The 16,895-nt window shown below is 28.1% G+C and carries 18 protein-coding genes, 2 tRNA genes and 2 rRNA genes; 4 read left to right on the top strand and 18 right to left on the bottom strand.

From position 1 onward, the window contains the following. Positions 1-23 precede the first annotated feature (23 nt). Positions 24-1,088, bottom strand: coding sequence for a DNA integrity scanning diadenylate cyclase DisA (gene disA, locus CLPUN_RS04340; protein WP_077846140.1), 1,065 nt, complete (start codon positions 1,086-1,088; stop codon positions 24-26). 370 nt (positions 1,089-1,458) lie between these two features. Next, the gene (radA, locus tag CLPUN_RS04335) at positions 1,459-2,835 is read right to left on the bottom strand and encodes a DNA repair protein RadA (protein ID WP_077846139.1); all 1,377 of its coding nucleotides are present in this window, start codon (positions 2,833-2,835) and stop codon (positions 1,459-1,461) included. A 255-nt stretch (positions 2,836-3,090) separates the two neighbouring features. Here radA and CLPUN_RS04330 point away from each other — a divergent pair, with 255 nt between their 5' ends. Further along, positions 3,091-3,318, top strand: coding sequence for a glutaredoxin family protein (locus CLPUN_RS04330; protein ID WP_077846138.1), 228 nt, complete (start codon positions 3,091-3,093; stop codon positions 3,316-3,318). A gap of 11 nt (positions 3,319-3,329) precedes the next feature. On the opposite strand, the gene trxB is transcribed toward CLPUN_RS04330, so the two are convergent. The 5 genes from trxB to CLPUN_RS04305 form a co-directional block, all read right to left on the bottom strand. Next, entirely contained in the window at positions 3,330-4,274 is a 945-nt protein-coding gene (gene trxB / locus CLPUN_RS04325) for a thioredoxin-disulfide reductase (RefSeq protein WP_077846137.1), read from the bottom strand. Positions 4,275-4,441: 167 nt separating this feature from the next. Beyond that, the gene (locus CLPUN_RS04320) at positions 4,442-6,892 is read right to left on the bottom strand and encodes an ATP-dependent Clp protease ATP-binding subunit (protein WP_077846136.1); all 2,451 of its coding nucleotides are present in this window, start codon (positions 6,890-6,892) and stop codon (positions 4,442-4,444) included. Positions 6,893-6,914: 22 nt separating this feature from the next. Then, positions 6,915-7,931 carry a protein arginine kinase gene (locus CLPUN_RS04315; protein ID WP_423237280.1) on the bottom strand — a complete coding sequence of 339 codons (1,017 nt, stop codon included), beginning with the start codon at positions 7,929-7,931 and terminating at the stop codon, positions 6,915-6,917. After that, positions 7,909-8,499 (bottom strand): UvrB/UvrC motif-containing protein, encoded by a 591-nt coding sequence (locus tag CLPUN_RS04310; RefSeq protein ID WP_077846134.1) that lies wholly within the window; start codon positions 8,497-8,499, stop codon positions 7,909-7,911. Before CLPUN_RS04310 ends, CLPUN_RS04315 begins: the two co-directional genes overlap by 23 nt. A 13-nt stretch (positions 8,500-8,512) precedes the next feature. Further along, positions 8,513-8,968, bottom strand: a complete 456-nt coding sequence (locus CLPUN_RS04305) for a CtsR family transcriptional regulator (protein ID WP_077846133.1) — start codon at positions 8,966-8,968, stop codon at positions 8,513-8,515. A 249-nt stretch (positions 8,969-9,217) separates the two neighbouring features. On the opposite strand from CLPUN_RS04305, the gene CLPUN_RS04300 reads away from it, so the two are divergent. Continuing rightward, entirely contained in the window at positions 9,218-9,862 is a 645-nt protein-coding gene (locus CLPUN_RS04300; RefSeq protein WP_077846132.1) for an MBL fold metallo-hydrolase, read from the top strand. A gap of 116 nt (positions 9,863-9,978) precedes the next feature. Here CLPUN_RS04300 and CLPUN_RS04295 read toward each other — a convergent pair whose 3' ends face one another. The 7 genes from CLPUN_RS04295 to CLPUN_RS04265 all read right to left on the bottom strand — a co-directional run bounded on the left by CLPUN_RS04295 (position 9,979) and on the right by CLPUN_RS04265 (position 13,687). Continuing rightward, the gene (locus CLPUN_RS04295; RefSeq protein WP_077846131.1) at positions 9,979-10,149 is read right to left on the bottom strand and encodes a DUF362 domain-containing protein; all 171 of its coding nucleotides are present in this window, start codon (positions 10,147-10,149) and stop codon (positions 9,979-9,981) included. Positions 10,150-10,259: 110 nt separating this feature from the next. Continuing rightward, the gene (locus tag CLPUN_RS04290; RefSeq protein ID WP_077846130.1) at positions 10,260-10,475 is read right to left on the bottom strand and encodes a heavy-metal-associated domain-containing protein; all 216 of its coding nucleotides are present in this window, start codon (positions 10,473-10,475) and stop codon (positions 10,260-10,262) included. 11 nt (positions 10,476-10,486) lie between these two features. After that, positions 10,487-11,392 carry a PSP1 domain-containing protein gene (locus tag CLPUN_RS04285; protein ID WP_077846129.1) on the bottom strand — a complete coding sequence of 302 codons (906 nt, stop codon included), beginning with the start codon at positions 11,390-11,392 and terminating at the stop codon, positions 10,487-10,489. Positions 11,393-11,395: 3 nt separating this feature from the next. Further along, positions 11,396-12,328, bottom strand: coding sequence for a DNA polymerase III subunit delta' (locus tag CLPUN_RS04280; protein ID WP_077846128.1), 933 nt, complete (start codon positions 12,326-12,328; stop codon positions 11,396-11,398). Positions 12,329-12,347: 19 nt separating this feature from the next. Beyond that, on the bottom strand, positions 12,348-12,680 hold the full coding sequence (locus CLPUN_RS04275; RefSeq protein WP_077846127.1) for a cyclic-di-AMP receptor: 333 nt from the start codon (positions 12,678-12,680) through the stop codon (positions 12,348-12,350). A gap of 137 nt (positions 12,681-12,817) precedes the next feature. Then, a complete protein-coding gene (tmk, locus tag CLPUN_RS04270) occupies positions 12,818-13,459 on the bottom strand; it encodes a dTMP kinase (RefSeq protein ID WP_077846126.1) in 642 nt (213 codons plus the stop codon). Between the two features lie 39 nt (positions 13,460-13,498). Next, the gene (locus tag CLPUN_RS04265) at positions 13,499-13,687 is read right to left on the bottom strand and encodes a sigma factor G inhibitor Gin (protein WP_077846125.1); all 189 of its coding nucleotides are present in this window, start codon (positions 13,685-13,687) and stop codon (positions 13,499-13,501) included. 412 nt (positions 13,688-14,099) lie between these two features. Between CLPUN_RS04265 and CLPUN_RS04260 the strand changes: the two genes are divergently transcribed. Both CLPUN_RS04260 and CLPUN_RS04255 read left to right on the top strand, forming a co-directional pair. Continuing rightward, complete coding sequence (locus tag CLPUN_RS04260; RefSeq protein ID WP_077846238.1) at positions 14,100-15,266, top strand: zinc-binding metallopeptidase family protein; 1,167 nt, start codon at positions 14,100-14,102, stop codon at positions 15,264-15,266. 91 nt (positions 15,267-15,357) lie between these two features. After that, positions 15,358-16,305 carry a magnesium transporter CorA family protein gene (locus CLPUN_RS04255; RefSeq protein ID WP_077846124.1) on the top strand — a complete coding sequence of 316 codons (948 nt, stop codon included), beginning with the start codon at positions 15,358-15,360 and terminating at the stop codon, positions 16,303-16,305. 106 nt (positions 16,306-16,411) lie between these two features. On the opposite strand, the gene CLPUN_RS04250 is transcribed toward CLPUN_RS04255, so the two are convergent. From CLPUN_RS04250 to CLPUN_RS04235, 4 genes are all read right to left on the bottom strand, one after another. After that, positions 16,412-16,485: transfer RNA gene (locus tag CLPUN_RS04250), tRNA-Cys, on the bottom strand. Between the two features lie 4 nt (positions 16,486-16,489). Further along, positions 16,490-16,565: transfer RNA gene (locus tag CLPUN_RS04245), tRNA-Phe, on the bottom strand. 5 nt (positions 16,566-16,570) lie between these two features. After that, positions 16,571-16,687, bottom strand: a 5S ribosomal RNA gene (gene rrf, locus CLPUN_RS04240). An 84-nt stretch (positions 16,688-16,771) separates the two neighbouring features. Beyond that, positions 16,772-16,895 (bottom strand): 23S ribosomal RNA (locus CLPUN_RS04235); the annotation flags it as partial.

Raw genomic sequence — 16,895 nt, 5'->3', positions numbered from 1 at the left:
TTCTTTTCTAGAAAAAATTATTATTATATTTCTTTCTTTAGTAGCACATGCTCTTTTATACGCTTCAATCCATCTTTAATAGCAGTAGCTCTAGCATCACCTATTCCCTCTACATTATCTAAATCAATTATATCAGCATCTACTATATTACTTAGCTCTTTAAATTCTTTTATAAGATTATCAATTACATTAGCTGGTATCCTTGGCACTTTACTTAATACCCGATATCCCTTTGGAGATATTAATGTGTCCATAATTGGAATTCCACCATAACCTAACGCTCTTGAAATTGCATCTAAATCTAATAGTTCTGTAGCATTTAATTTTTGAATATGTTCATATATATCTGTATATTTTAAACAATCCTTGCAATAATCTTTAATTAATAATATTCCATCTCTTTCAATATGCCTTATTAATTCATTAAGCTGCATAGATATTAATCTGCCTTCATTTCCAAGCTCTAATATATACATATTAATTTCTTCTACTATTCTCATTACCATTTCAGTTCTTTGCACTGCAGTAACCACGTCAAAAAGTGTTGTTAAATCTTGAAATTCCAGTATGTTCAAATTGTTAATAACACGTTCAAGAACCGCAACATATTTTTCTAATGTTTGAATTGCTTGATTAGCTTTACCTAAAATTATACTGCTTTCTCTCAATACATATTTTATGTCACCTTTGTACATGGTTATTATATTTCTTCTTTGAGATATTGCAATTACTATCTTATTAGTTTGTTTTGCTACTCTATGTGCAGTTCTATGCCTAGTTCCTGTTTCATAGGTTGGAATCGATGAATCCGGTATTAGCTGCGCATTTGCACAGACAATCTTTTTTAAATCTTCAGTTATTACTATAGCTCCATCCATTTTAGCTAGTTCATATACATATGATGGAGTATACTCAGAGTTAATATAAAACCCTCCATCAACTAGTTTCATAACTTCTTCATCGTCTCCAATTACTATTAATCCACCAGTTTTTGCCCTCAATATATTTTCAAGGCCTTCCCGTAGTTGAGTGCCTGGGCACATTATCTTTAAGACATTTTTTATTCCTATTCCTTTTTCTATTCTCATACACTCACCCAATTTCTTCAAACTATTATTTATTTTTTATTTACTGTTCTTCATTAATGATTAGCCTTATCCTCTTTCCCATATTTTAGTAAAAATTATATCCAATTAATCCCTAAAAAATCAAAATTTAAGCTCTAAAACTATAATACTATAATAACTATAATCTCTCAATCATATTTGCTAAAATTAAATATGATATATTTTTTTGTAGAAATATGTTTGTATATGTTTCATTATTCATATACAAACCATTTTAATATATAATTTTTGATTAAAAGCCTATATTTTAGTTGAGTATTACCTTTAGAAACTTTTAAATTAATCATTAGCTATAATTTAAAATCCGGTGCTTTCTTTTAATAAATATTCACTAATTATTATATACATGACTTATTACATTCATTAATGTTTTTAATTCAATTACTTCAATCTCTTTAAAAGTTGTTCCTCTTATAAATGAGTCTTTTGCAACATAGACTTTTTTAAATCCCATTCTTTCAAGTTCTTTAACTCGGCTTTCTATTGATGGCACTTTTTTTAATTCACCAGTCAGTCCTACATCAGCTATAAATGCAATATTAGATTCAATCCCTTGCTGCTTTACAGATGATACTATACTCATTATGACAGCTAAATTAATACCTTGTTCTCTAATCTTCATACCACCAGTAGTTTTAATGATCACATTCTTATCATATAAATTAATACCACCACGCTGTTCTAATATGGATATTAATGTATTCAGTTTATCTTTCCCTAAAGTTTCTCCTATACGTGTAGGATATGGCGTAAAACTTTTTGACACTAAGCTCTCTATCTCCGTTATAATCGCTCGTGTTCCTTCTTTAATTACAGTTAATGCACTTCCTGATACCACTTCTCCTTCTTCACGTTTTGTCATAAAAAATTCTGATGGATTATCGATTGAAATAACACCTTTCTCACACATTTGAAAAAATCCATTTTCAATGCCACCAAATCTATTTTTGGAACTTACAAGTACACGTAATTCTTCATCATTATCATCTTCTATTATAAGAACTGTATCAACTAAATGTTCTAATGCTCTTAATCCTGCTAATTCGTCATTCTTAGTCATTTGTCCTACTACAATAACAGCTCTCGGTCTTTTATCGTTTTTTGCAACTTGAAGTAATGCATTAGCACATTCCATGGTTTGTGTAGGAGAACCTGCCCTTGCTGGTAACGATGATTCCATAGTAAATGTTTGTATACTATCTACAATTAACATATCTGGATTTATTTCTTCAACTGCATCTAATACATTATCAAGACTTGTTTCTTGTAATACCCATATATCTTCATGAATCTTGTCAAGAATTCTATCTGCCCTATTTTTTATCTGGCTATCACTTTCTTCTCCCGATGCATAAATTACTTTATACCCTTTTTGAGCTATCACATCTGAAATTTGAAGTAGTAAAGTTGATTTTCCGGCACCGGGTCTGGCAGTTATTATTGAAATTGAATCTTTTACAATTCCACCTCCCATGACTCTATCAAATTCATTTATTCCTGTAACAATTCTATCACTCTTATTAGAAACTACTTCAAAAAGCTTTTTTATTGGCTTTTTAGATGCTTGTCGCACTTTTGTTTCCATACTCTTTGACTCAACAACAGTCTCCTCCAATGTATTCCAGCTATTACAAGTTGGACATTTGCCAAGCCATTTTATACTTTCAAAACCACAACTTGAGCATCTATATAATGTTTTCTTTTTCATAAATATCTCCTTTTACTCTTTAATAGATATTATTTCGATTATTTAATAAGATAAGTCTATAACATATATTTTCTCTGCTCTCCTTAAATAAATTTAATATTATTATAACAGGCAATTCTGCCAAACTTTTATTTTATAAATTATAATTAAATTAATAAAACTATTGATTATTTCTCATACTATATTGATAGCTTATATAAACTATATTATAATATTAATTATAAAATAATTATTATTAATTAAGGAGGCGTATTTATGATAAAAGTATATACTACTAATACTTGTCCTTGGTGTGTTAAGGTAAAAAATTATCTAAAATCAGAAAATATCGATTTTGAAGAATTAAACGTACAAGACGATATGGTAGCCAGAGAAGAAATGATTAAAAAGTCTAATCAAATGGGTGTTCCTGTATTAGACATTAATAATAATATCATTATAGGATTTGATAAACCCGCTATTTTAAAAGCTTTAGGTAAATAATTAAGAGGCGATTATTCGCCTCTTTTATTATTTTTTAGTATATATTTCTCTGCATTTAAAAGTGCTATTGTTCCATCTGCAACAGCTGTTGTTATTTGTCTATATTTCTTTTCTCTAACATCACCGGCCGCATACACACCATTAATATTTGTTTGCATGTCTTCGTCTGTTATTATATACCCTTGCTCATTTAATTTTAAATATTCTTTCGCTACTTCTGTTCTTGGTTCATTGCCTATACATCCAAAAACTGCATTTACCTCTAAATTACTTAATTCTTGAGTTTTTGTATTCCTAATAGTGATTGCTTCTAAAAATTCATTTCCTTTAGCCTCTACTAAATCTTCATTAAGTAACACTTCTATTTTAGGATGATTAAAAACTTCATCTATTAACGCTTGTTCACCCTTAAAATAATCATAACGTCTTATTAAATAAACTTTTTCAGCAAATCTAGTTAGAAATATAGATTCTTCCAAAGCTGAATTTCCTCCACCTACAACTGCTAGCTTCTTTCCTTGATACATTGCGCCATCGCAGATTGCACAATAATGAATTCCTTTTCCTGCAAACTGACTTTCTTGTGGAATAGGTATCTTTTTAGGTGATGCTCCTGTTGCAAATATTATAGCTTTAGGCTCATATATATATGATTCAGTTTCTACTATTTTTTTATCATCTGAAATATCTACATTTTGAATAGAATCAAATTCATCTATTTTAGCTCCAAGTGCTTCTGCCTGCTCTTGGAATATATCAGCTAGTTTGCCACCATCAATCTGTTTAAACCCTGGGTAATTTTCTATAGTATAACTATTTCTAACTTGACCTCCTAGAATCTCATTTTCTAATAACAAGGTGTTTAATTTCGCTCTTCCAGCATACATTGCCGCCGTAAAACCTGCTGGTCCTCCACCAATTATCATTAAATCTAATTCTTTTCTTTCTTTACTCATTCCATTTCGCCTCCCGCTCTAACTTCGGTTTTATAGTATAAAATCTCTTTTAAATCTGAATTATGCAAAATATTAATCTCTTCTAATACATTTAATAAAAAAACTGCTTCAATCACATATTTTATTTATATTCTTAAAGCAGTTTATCACCTTTAAATTATTTTTTACTATTCCTCTACTAATTTGCTGAAAACAAGTTTATTTTCTAACTCACTAACTTTTACCCTATCTCCAAGGCGTATATTTCCTTGTAAGATTTCTTCACTTAGTCTATCTTCAACTTCTTTTACAATAAGTCTTCTTAAAGGTCTTGCACCATAATCAAGATCTATTCCCTTGCTTAACAAGAACTTCTTACTGTCTTCTTCAAAATTTAGATATATATCTCTGCCTTCAAGTCTTTCTCTTATAGATTCAAGCATTAAATCTATAATCTTATCTAAATCTTCATCACTTAATTTATGGAATACTATTGTATCATCTATTCTATTTAAAAATTCAGGTTTAAATTTTTGTTTTAATTCTTCTAATATGCTTTCCTTCATCTTTTCATATTCAGTTTCATTATTAGAACTGTTACTATTAAATCCTATGCTCTTTTGCTTTTTAATTTGATGTGCTCCAACATTAGAAGTCATTATTATTATTGTATTTTTAAAATTAACAACTTTTCCCTTGCCATCTGTAAGTCTTCCATCTTCCATTATTTGAAGTAAAATATTAAATATATCAGTATGAGCTTTTTCAATCTCATCTAAAAGAACTATTGAATATGGTTTTCTTCTAACTGCTTCTGTAAGCTGTCCCCCATCATCATGTCCTACATATCCTGGTGGAGACCCTATTAATTTAGATACAGAATGACTTTCCATATATTCTGACATATCAACTCTTATAATACTGTTTTCATCTCCAAACATAACTTCCGCAAGTGCTTTTGAAAGTTCTGTCTTTCCAACTCCTGTTGGTCCTAAAAATATAAAGCTTCCAATTGGTCTATTTGGATCTTTAATTCCAACTCTTGCTCTTCTTACAGCTCTTGCAATAGACTTTACAGCTTCATTTTGGCCAACAACTCTCTTATGCAATATTTCTTCTAAGTGAAGTAGTCTTTCGCTCTCTAATTCATTTAACTTTTGTATTGGAATTTTAGTCCATGAAGAAACTACACTCGCAATATTCTCTGTATCTACAATTAATGTTTTAATAGAATTTTGGGTATCCCAATTTTCTTTCATATTACTTAATTGATCCTTTAATTCTCTTTGATTATCTCTTAAATTAGCAGCTCTTTCAAAATCCTGAACTCTTATAGCTTCTTCTTTTTCCTTATCTATATCTTGAATTTTTTCTTCTAATTCTTTTAAATCTGGCGGTGTTGTTAAATTCTGAATTCTTACTTTAGCTGCACCTTCATCCATTAAGTCAATAGCTTTATCGGGCATAAATCTGTCTGTTATATATCTATCTGATAAATTTACAGCTGCTTGTAACGCTTCATCTGTAATCTCAACCCTGTGATGTGCTTCATATTTATCTCTTAAACCTTTTAAAATTTCCAAAGTTTCCTCTTTTGAAGGCTCACCTACAGTTATAGGTTGAAATCTTCTTTCTAAAGCTGAGTCTTTTTCAATATATTTTCTATATTCATCAATAGTTGTTGCTCCAATACATTGAATTTCGCCTCTAGCTAGAGCTGGTTTTAATATATTTGAAGCATCAATAGCACCTTCTGCTCCACCTGCACCAATTATAGTATGAATTTCATCTATGAAAATAATAATGTCTTTATCCTTAACAATCTCTTCCATGGTCTTTTTTAATCTTTCTTCAAATTCACCTCTATATTTTGCTCCTGCAATCATAGAAGTTAAATCTAATGAAATAACTCTTTTATTTTTAAGTATCTCTGGAATATTACCTTGAACAATCCTTTGAGCTAATCCTTCAACAACTGCTGTTTTACCAACTCCTGGTTCACCAATTAAACAAGGATTATTTTTGATTCTTCTGCAAAGAATTTCTAACAATCTTTGTGTTTCTACTTCTCTTCCTATAACAGGATCTAAGCCTTGCTCCTTAGATAAAGCAGTTAAATCTCTGCCATACTTATCTAACATAGGAGTGCTTTTTCTTTTGCCATTCTCTATTGTCTTACTATCAGTAGACCTATCTTCATAAGCTCCAGATAAGAATACAAGCAATTCCTCACTTATAATAGTGAAATTAATATTTAAACTTTTTAGAATAGTATATGCCATTCCTTCTTCTTGATTAAGCAATGATAATAAGATATGTTCTGGGCTAACATATCTATGGTTCAGCTTTTTCGCTGCAGCAAAACTCTCATCAACTACTCTTTTTGTTCTAGGTGTTAATAAAATGTTATCATCTGATTTCTTGATATCACCATATCCCAAATATTTCTGTATCATTGCCTTGATATTTTCACTATCAACACCATGTTTTTTTAACAATTTAGCTGAGTGTCCATCTTCTTTTAAAATACCAAGCAATACATGTTCTGTTCCAACGTATCCATGTTTAAACTTTTCCGACTCATTTTCAGCTTCTAGAATTACTACCTGCGCCCTTTCTGTTAATTTGTTATATTCCATTGATTTAAAACCTCCAAACTCCTTAATTTAATATTTTGTACACTAATCTTGCTCTTTCATACTTAATTTCCTTAGCATCTAAATATCTTCCTAAACAATTTTGAAGAGATGCGTCACTTATAAGCATAAGCAGTTTATCTAAATCATTTTCATCAATATCTATAAATGAAAGTTCTGATCCTAATCTAACATTAGATATTAATTCAATAGTTTCCTTATAATCTAAAAGAACTGCACTCCTAAGTATTGCATATGACCTATATACCTTATCTTCTAATTCATATTTACATTTACTAAGCAATATTTCTCTAAATTTATTTTCTTGTCTTATTATGTTTAATACTTCTTCTTTTAATTTAGTTATAATATCTTCTTCTGATAATCCTAAAGATACCTTATTAGCTATTCTATAAAAATTCCCATATGCCTTATTATCATCTAAGTATAAACCTTTTATGTTAAATCCTAATTTTCCAAGATTCTTTGAAATATTCTTAACTTCTTCACTCATTGTAAGTGCAGGTAAATGCACTATTACTGATGCTTTCATTCCTGTACCAATATTTTCTGGAGATGCTGTTAAATATCCTAATTTTTCATCAAATGCATAGTCAAAATTTTGTTCTATTTTATCATCAATATTTATTGCACTTTTAAATGCTTCTTCTAAATTTAATCCATTACTTATGCATTGAAGATTAACATGATCTTTTTCATTTATCATAATACTAACATTCTCTTCTTTATTTAAAATGAATGAACTTTTATCTGAATTTCTAATAAGCTCTTCAGTAATTAAGTCTCTTTCTAAATATTGTTTACCAAATTCTTCTTTTATATTCCAATTTTCATATAATGTAAATTCTTCATTAATTAATTCGTTTTTGAGCAAGCTATATATTTTTTTACCATTATTCCTACCTTTTATATAATTTAATTTATTAGGAAAAGGTAAATCACTAAAATTTCTAGCTAGTAATATCTTACTCCTTAATACTACGCCTTTTTTTCTATTATTATGAGTCAAACTGTCCATCACAATTCTCCTCCTTTACATGCACTGGTTCTTTATTTATATTGCTTTCTAATATATAAAGTTCTAATTTTTTAATTTCATCTCTTACAAAAGCTGCCTTTTCATATTCTTCTGTTACAATTAATTTTTGCATTTCTGCCTTTAAATCCTTAAGTTTTTTTCTTCTAACTAGTTCTTCACCTTTCATACTTGGTATTTTACCTATGTGCTTTATACCAACTTGTAAACTTTTTATTCTTGGCTCAAGAACAATTTTGAATGCTACATAGCAATCAGCACAACCTAATTTTCCTGATTTTTTAAACTCGTCATAAGTTAATCCACAATTTGTACAAACAATTTCATTTACTTGATTATTATCTATATTAGCTTTATTACCTACACTTGATAACATTTCTGTAAGCATCCCTTGAAATGAAACATTTCCATTTTGACTAATTGAACTAAAAAATGGAATGTTAGATATATCTTTTACACAAGTATCACACAACCAAATTTCATGTTTTTGTCCATTTATTACTGTAATTAAATTTACCTTCGCCTCATTTTTCTTGCATTTTTCACACAACATATATATCCCACCTTTAAGATAAAATTATCATCATCATTGCTTTTAAAATATCTGCTCTTACTCTATTTTTATTCTCTGCTGAAGTTAAACTTCTATCATTTATTGCTATTTTCATTATTTCACATTCCCTATCTTGAATAATTCCAGACTCTAATAAATGATTTAATAAGGCATTCGCATTATGATATGTCATTGCCTCTCCTATACTCTCGCTTATTAATTTTTCTCTTTTATCTGAATTATCATATTCTAACTGCTTAATAGCTATATGACCTCCACCACCTCTTTTACTTTCAATTAAGTATCCTCTTTCATAAGTGAATCTAGTTGTTAATACATAATTTATTTGAGATGGTGCACATCTAAACTGATCTGCCAATTCATTTCTTTGTATAAAAATCACCTTATCTCTGTTTTCATCAAAAAGTTGCTTTATAAAAGCCTCTATTACATCTGAAAGTCTTGCCATAACATCACCTACTTAAATTTAAAATATCTGTTTTTGACTTACTTTGACTTTACATTATTATACTATAATCTTTTTATTTTTTAAAGTATCTATATATAATTTTAACTCTTCATAAAATCAAACTAATATTATTTATTTTAATGTATATTATTTTGAAAACATATCTATCAATATAAATTTATGATTATTTCTAGTTTTATATGTTAATAATATAAAACATGTATTAATTCTAATTCATGGAGGCTTTTTATGCAAATAATTTGGTATGGATATTCTTCTTTTCTTATAAAGACATCAATTGGTAAGAGAATTCTAATTGATCCATTTGATAATCCTAATGGATGCAAAAACAACTTTCCACAATGCGATTTAGTAACTACTAGTAGTAGCTATTATAATAATTTATATTTAAATAGTCATAATCCTACAGCAAAAGTAATTAATGAAGCAGGGACTTTTTATATGGATTCTTTAGAAATAGAAGGACTCAATTCATTTCAAGATAAATATAATGGTTTTAAAAGAGGACCGAATATTATTTATATTTTTAAAGACAACAAATATTCAGTGTGTCACTTAGGAAACCTAGGACATATTCCATCTTCTTCAGTTCTAGAAAAGCTTAGAAATATTGACATTTTACTTATACCAATTGGTGGGAATTTCACATTAAATGGACTTGATGCAACAAAGCTTTGTAATCTTATTTGTCCTAAATATATAATTCCTATGCACTATAAGACTAATAGTACTTCATTATATTTAGATAATCCTAAAAATTTTATTACATCTATGAAACATATTCGAAAAATTAATTCAAATATATTAAATATTTCAGACTTAACCTTTATATATGAATCTGAGTGTATAATACTAACACCTCCATATACTTAAATACAAATCATCATGCGATCAATCAGATAGAGATGTTGCAAAACATATATTTATAAATCTTTATAAATAAAACCAAGAGTAATAAAAAAGATCGCCTTAAAGACGATCCCTTTTTATTATTCTTGGTTTGGAGCTCCTACTGGGCAAACATTAGCACAGTTTCCACAATCAATACAAGTATCTGCATCGATAACGTATAGAGTATCTCCTTGAGTTATAGCACTAACTGGACATTCTCCAGCACATGCTCCACAGCTAACACATGAATCATTAATAACAAATGCCATCTTAGAACACCTCCTAATAAATTGCGGTAATTAACCAATTACATTTTAACATGTATTCTAATCTTTTAAAAGTGTTTTATGATATCTATGACTATTTTTTTACAATAACTTTATAATTTAGACTCAATAACTACATATCCTAAGTCTTCTATTGAATCAATAATTTCTTGAATGTTCAAAAAAGCTTCATTATATATTATTACAACTTCTTTCTTTTCTAACGATATTTCACTAGCTATTACCCCTGAATTATTAGCAACAGTTTCTTGAATTAAATTGCTATCTCTATGAGATTCCATATTACAAATCTTAATAATAGATTTCATAGAAACTCCTCCTATTTCTCATTAATAAGATCTTTTATTAATTTTTTATCTTCCTCTGATTCAACAATTAATTTAATATTATTTTCATCAATCGTATCTTCATACTTTCCAGAAACCAACTCTACATCTGTTATCTTAAATTCTTCAACAACATCTTCATTTCCTCTTTTAATTTTAACTTTAACAAGTTCTTTAACTATTGAATTGCCTACAACTTCGCCATTTCCTACTTCTGTTTTAACAATAGAGCCAACCTTAGGCAATCTCTTTCTTATATCTTCGTATGTATTTTGCTCATAATTCAAACAACACATTAATCTTCCACATATCCCTGATATTTTTGTTGGATTTAATGAAAGATTTTGTTCCTTTGCCATCTTTATAGATACTGATGCGAAATCCCCTAGAAAAGTAGAACAACACATAGGTCTTCCACATGGTCCAAGCCCACCGATCATTTTAGCTTCATCACGTACCCCTATTTGTCTTAATTCTATTCTAGTTTTAAATATGGTAGCTAAATCCTTAACTAATTCTCTAAAGTCAACTCTGCCATCTGCTGTAAAATAAAATATGACTTTATGATTATCAAATGTATACTCTACATCTATTAATTTCATATCTAATTTATGTTCTTCTATTTTTTGTAAACATATATCCAATGCTTCTTTTTCTTTTTCTTTATTTTCTTTATGTTTATTAATATCCTTTTCATCAGCAATTCTAATAACATTTTTTAAAGGTGATACTATGTCTTCTTCTTGTATTTGTTTAATGCCTATAACACATTCACCAAATTCTATTCCTCTAGCTGTTTCTACTATTACATAATCGTCTTTTTTTATATTTAATTCTAATGGACTAAAATAATATATTTTTCCTGCCTTTTTGAATCTTACTCCTATAACCTTTATCATTAATTATACCTCCGCAAATCCCATAAGCAATACACCTATGGTCATTGAATAGTTTGTATTACTACTAAAATTTATTCTAGCTTCTGTTATGTATTCTAACATACTATTTAACTTTTTATAAGATATTCCTATTGATATGTTTTTTATTTTCTCTACTTTATCAAAATTAACAATGAGTTCACTATCATTAAGTTCCTTAAATAGCATAATATCTCTTATATATGACAGAAGTATATCTAATAATTCAAGTTTATCATCTTTTGAATTCTTAAATAATTCTTCATATTTTAATACGAGTCCTTGTTCTCTTTTTAAAATATCTTCAAATAACTCTATACATATATCTCTTAATCTTTTTAATTTCTCATCACCTATGAACCTATCTACCTTTCCAGGTACTCCTGTACCGTATGCTAATGCAGATTTTTTATTCTCAGTAGGTAAATCTGTATACTTTTCTTCAATATAAGTTAATACATCTTCTTTATTTAATGGAGTTAATTTATATATTTGGCATCTAGATTGTATAGTATCTAAAATCATTTCTAAAGAATCACTTAATAATACTAAATATACACCCTTAGGTGGTTCCTCAATAGTTTTTAGTAATGCATTTTGTGCCTGAACCGTTAATTTATCGCACTTATATAATATAAGTACTTTTCTGTCACCTTCATAAGGCTTTTTATTAACTTCAGATATGATATTTCTAACATCATCAACACCAAAAGAACTTGATGAAGGATAATATTTTACAATATCAACATTTTCAATATCATCTCTTTTGTCTATAATTTGAGCTGACATATATTTAGCTATTACACTCTTTCCGATCCCATCATTTCCAACTATTAAATTTGCATGAGAAAATGAATCATTTAATTTTCTATTATTTATACTATCAATAATATTTTTATGTCCGACTATTTTTCTCAATGCTTGCAGCTCCTCTGTATTATATTTTAATAAACTGATCTACATCAAGTACAAATATAGTAGCACCACCTACATTAATTTGTACAGGATATTGTTGCATATATCCACCTTCACTACTACCTAAAGTAGTTGGTGTAACTAATATTTCTTTTCTCTTTTTGCAGATTTCCTTAATAACGTCAATGACAGACTGGACTTTTTCCTCTTCAACACCTACCATTAAAGTAGTATTCCCAGATTTAAGGAATCCTCCTGTAGTTGCTAATTTTGTTACTCTATAATTCTCTTCTGTTAAAGCTTCTATAACATCTGTTGAATCTTCATCTTGAACAATTGCAATTATTAACTTCATCATAATTACCACCCTTTTAATATTATAATCAAATATTTATTACCTTATTTAATAATACTTTAACTTTTTAATTAACCATTAAAATAAAATAATTCAATATCTACTATTTTACCACAAATAAAAGGCTTTTTTATAATTTAGTTTGCATTTGTCCATATTTTAAGTTTTAATATATTTTTTATTTGATTAATTATATTTTCTTTTGATTGGTCAGCATCTATTTTTATAATCCTGTCCTTATTATTTTCATAAATAATATTATATCCAACTCTAACTTTTTCATGAAAATCTAGTTTTTCTAAATCCAATCTATTTATTTCTCTATCTTTATTATTATTAATTCTTTCTAATCCTATTCTAGGATTAAGATCAAATAATATTGATAAATCAGGCATATATTCTTCAATTGCAAATTTATTTATACTCATAACTTCTTCAATTCCTAAATTCCTTGCATATCCTTGGTATGCTAAAGATGAATCTATAAATCTATCACAAAGAACTATTATACCATCTTCTAAGGCTGGTATCACCTTTTCTACAAGATGCTGTCTTCTGGCTGCTGCATAAAGAAGTGCTTCTGTTCTAGGATCCATAGCCTTATTTTCTGTATTTAAGATAACTTGTCTTATTTGTTCTGATATCTTAATTCCTCCTGGTTCTCTAGTCTTTATACATTTAAATTTATTTTCTATAATCCAATCATATATTGAATCTATTGCAGTTGTTTTTCCTGTACCCTCTCCACCTTCAAAAACTATAAATAAACCTTTTTTCATACGAATACCTCACACTTAACAATGTTTAATATAAATAATCTACTCTATAGCATGTTGATCAAATAAAACTATTTTAATTTTTTCTTTATAAATATCATAATCAGAATCAACTACTTTGGTATTTATAATTTTTTCTTCACATGCCTTGCAAATTGTTTCCCCATTCAATATTATACCATCATAATCAATTGCTCCACACATAACACATAATTTATTTAATTTTTCCATTTATATTCCCCCTTCAATTTTTGATTAAACAATTTATCTAATTGCAAATAATACTGGCAATCATTTTGTTCTATATTAATATTACCTGTATGACATATTCGTTGTAATAACTATTGTATTCTATCTATTTATGTTTCTTATATAATTATTACCTCTTTGTTTATTTCTAATACAAAGTTATAAATCTAACTATCATATATTGAACTGAATAGATATTTTTTAAATTATTGGCAATAATAATAAAGCAGAAGTATTTCTTATTGAATATGAATAATAAAACTAAATTAACAACTAATACAGTAATTATTAATAAAAGAAAAAAAGAAAGGAGGCTTTACTATAAAACAGAAGAAAATAAATACTATATATTAATGTAGAATTTATTTTATTGGTTTTAAGTAAAATTAAATTTATGAGAGAAAATATAACTTCATTCTTATCTACCTGTAGTGATGATCTAAAAAATTTATGCACTTACTTACATGATAATCCTGAAATAAGTTACCATGAGTTTAAAGCTTCTAAATATATTTGCAACCTATTACATAAATATAATTTTGAAATTAGAACAAATTTTTTAGATATTGAAAATGCATTCATAGCTATAAAGGGAAATGGTCATCCAAAAATTTGTTATCTTTGTGAATATGATGCTATAAAAGATGAAGGTCACATTACAGGGCATAATTTAGTTTCTACCATATCTGTAGCTGCTGCATTAGCTTTAGGTAATGTTGTAGATAAAATTGGTGGTTCTGTAATATTAATTGGATGTCCTGGTGAATATTTGGGTGGAACTAAAGGTACTATGGTCAAGCAAGGTGTTTTTGATGATATAGATGCTGTCATGCTAGCTCATCCTGATGTATCTACCTGTGAAAGTGGTTCATCCTCATCAATTATTCCTTTGGGTCTTAAATTCGAAGGTGAAAATAAATTAACGTTTTTAAATAAAAATTCCTATAGTTCTTTAGATGGTGTTTTATTAACGCTTAACATTTTAAATTCTATAAAAAAAGGTTTCCCAGATAACCTAGAAATAAACTCAATTATCTCAAATGGAGGTTATACTACACTGCTACTTCCATCTAATTCTGAAATTAAATTTTGCATTCGTGCATCAGACACCAAAACAGCTAACTATGCTTATGATAAAATAAGAAAAATTGCAAATTATGTATCTAAATTAATAGATATCTCTAATACATTTTTCTTATACGAATCACCAAATAGAGAGTTAATTACAAATCGTACTTTAAATAGACTATTTAGTCATAATCTCAAAGAAAATGGAATAATTAATATTAATCCTGCTAAAGATGTTTATGCTGGATTAAGCATTGGAGATGTGAGCCATAAAGTTCCTTGTATACATCCTTATATCTCTATAACTGATAATAATGCTATTAAATATGGGACTTTAGAATTTGCAAAAGCGACTATCTCTTCATTTGCTTTAAAACAATGTACTATTACAGCAGCCTCCTTAGCCTTAACTGGTATAGATTTAATAAAAAATAAAAACCTTCTCAATGAAGTTAAATTTGAATTTTTTAATGATACAAAAAGTAAAATTTGATACCTCCTAAATAATCTTTAAGCCACTTTATATTTACAAACCTCCTTATAATAGTATAATATTAGTTGTACTGTTTAGGAGGTGTTATAAATTGATTCAAATTTATAAGAGTGAAGGTGAATTTAATCCTACGCTAAAATCACTCGATACAATAGAAAATGGTGCATGGATAAATATAGTTGCACCTTCTGATGAAGAGCTAATATTAATATCAAAAAAAACAGGAGTAGATCCTGAATTTTTGAAAGCAGCTCTAGATGATGAGGAAACTTCACGTATTGACATTGAAGATGATTCATTATTGATAATAGTTGATATTCCTTTTACAGAAATGGAAGACAATTCATTAACTTATGATACATACCCATTAGCAATAATACATACTGATAAACAATTAATAACTGTCTGTTTAAAAAATAGTAAAGTACTTACAGACTTTATTAATCATAAAATTAAATCATTTTATACTTTTAAAAAATCAAGATTTACATTACAAATCTTAAACAGAATATCAACTTACTACTTATTGTATCTAAGACAAATTGATAAAAAAAGTTTGATGATTGAGAAACGATTACATAAATCAATGAAAAATAGAGAACTTATTCAATTACATTCTTTAGAAAAATCCCTAGTTTATTTTTCTACCTCATTAAAAGCTAACGAAATAACATTAGAAAAAATGTTGAAATTAGAATTAATGCAAAAATATGAAGAAGATAAAGATGTTTTAGAAGATGTTATTATAGAAAACAAGCAAGCTATTGAAATGACTGAAATTTATAGCAATATATTAGCAAGTACAATGGATTTCTTTGCTTCTGTAATATCTAATAATCTAAATATAGTAATGAAGGTTCTTGCTTCAGTTACAATACTTATGGCAATACCAACTATTATTGGTGGAATATTTGGTATGAACATACAGTTGCCAATCTCTCCTGATAATCCGAATGGATTTTCAATAGTAATGATTTTAACATTAGTAATATGTGCTATTGTTGCTTTTATATTATATAAAAAGGATATGTTTAAATAACATATCCTTTTTATCTTATATATTTTTCAATTTTTGTAACTTAACAAAAAATAACCTATACTATTAACTTATTTTAAAGTTATAGTATAAGCTATTTCTAATAATTTGGAGGCGCCACCCAGATTTGAACTGGGGATAAAGGTTTTGCAGACCTCTGCCTTACCACTTGGCTATAGCGCCATTATGGTGGCTCGAACTGGAATCGAACCAGTGACACGAGGATTTTCAGTCCTCTGCTCTACCGACTGAGCTATCGAGCCATCTTACCTCGCAACTTCTTACTCTCCCACATAGTCACCCATGCAGTACCATCAGCGTAATAGACCTTAACTGTCCTGTTCGGAATGGAAAGGAGTGTTACCTCTATGCCATCGTCACGAGATTTATTTAGTTATATTTTGAAAAAAACTATGTTCTTTCAAAATTGCATATAATTTTGAATGTATATTTACAACTTGATTATATATTGGTCAAGCCCTCGACCTATTAGTATCAGTCAGCTAAATATGTTACCATACTTACACCTCTGACCTATCAACCTTGTAGTCTTCAAGGGGTCTTACTAGCTTACGCTATGGGAAATCTAATCT

The sequence above is a fragment of the Clostridium puniceum genome (assembly GCF_002006345.1).
Taxonomy (GTDB): domain Bacteria; phylum Bacillota; class Clostridia; order Clostridiales; family Clostridiaceae; genus Clostridium; species Clostridium puniceum.
Note: the sequence above shows the minus strand (reverse complement) of the source record. Positions and strands in the feature narration are given on the sequence as shown.

Coding starts and splice junctions, on each gene's coding strand:
- disA (WP_077846140.1), bottom strand. CDS start 1,088: ATGAGAATAGAAAAAGGAATAGGAATAAAAAATGTCTTAAAGATAATG.
- CLPUN_RS04275 (WP_077846127.1), bottom strand. CDS start 12,680: ATGAAGTTAATAATTGCAATTGTTCAAGATGAAGATTCAACAGATGTT.
- CLPUN_RS04295 (WP_077846131.1), bottom strand. CDS start 10,149: ATGGCATTTGTTATTAATGATTCATGTGTTAGCTGTGGAGCATGTGCT.
- trxB (WP_077846137.1), bottom strand. CDS start 4,274: ATGAGTAAAGAAAGAAAAGAATTAGATTTAATGATAATTGGTGGAGGA.
- radA (WP_077846139.1), bottom strand. CDS start 2,835: ATGAAAAAGAAAACATTATATAGATGCTCAAGTTGTGGTTTTGAAAGT.
- CLPUN_RS04300 (WP_077846132.1), top strand. CDS start 9,218: ATGCAAATAATTTGGTATGGATATTCTTCTTTTCTTATAAAGACATCA.
- CLPUN_RS04260 (WP_077846238.1), top strand. CDS start 14,100: ATGAGAGAAAATATAACTTCATTCTTATCTACCTGTAGTGATGATCTA.
- CLPUN_RS04285 (WP_077846129.1), bottom strand. CDS start 11,392: ATGATAAAGGTTATAGGAGTAAGATTCAAAAAGGCAGGAAAAATATAT.
- CLPUN_RS04310 (WP_077846134.1), bottom strand. CDS start 8,499: ATGTTGTGTGAAAAATGCAAGAAAAATGAGGCGAAGGTAAATTTAATT.
- CLPUN_RS04330 (WP_077846138.1), top strand. CDS start 3,091: ATGATAAAAGTATATACTACTAATACTTGTCCTTGGTGTGTTAAGGTA.
- CLPUN_RS04265 (WP_077846125.1), bottom strand. CDS start 13,687: ATGGAAAAATTAAATAAATTATGTGTTATGTGTGGAGCAATTGATTAT.
- CLPUN_RS04290 (WP_077846130.1), bottom strand. CDS start 10,475: ATGAAATCTATTATTAAGATTTGTAATATGGAATCTCATAGAGATAGC.
- tmk (WP_077846126.1), bottom strand. CDS start 13,459: ATGAAAAAAGGTTTATTTATAGTTTTTGAAGGTGGAGAGGGTACAGGA.
- CLPUN_RS04320 (WP_077846136.1), bottom strand. CDS start 6,892: ATGGAATATAACAAATTAACAGAAAGGGCGCAGGTAGTAATTCTAGAA.
- CLPUN_RS04305 (WP_077846133.1), bottom strand. CDS start 8,968: ATGGCAAGACTTTCAGATGTAATAGAGGCTTTTATAAAGCAACTTTTT.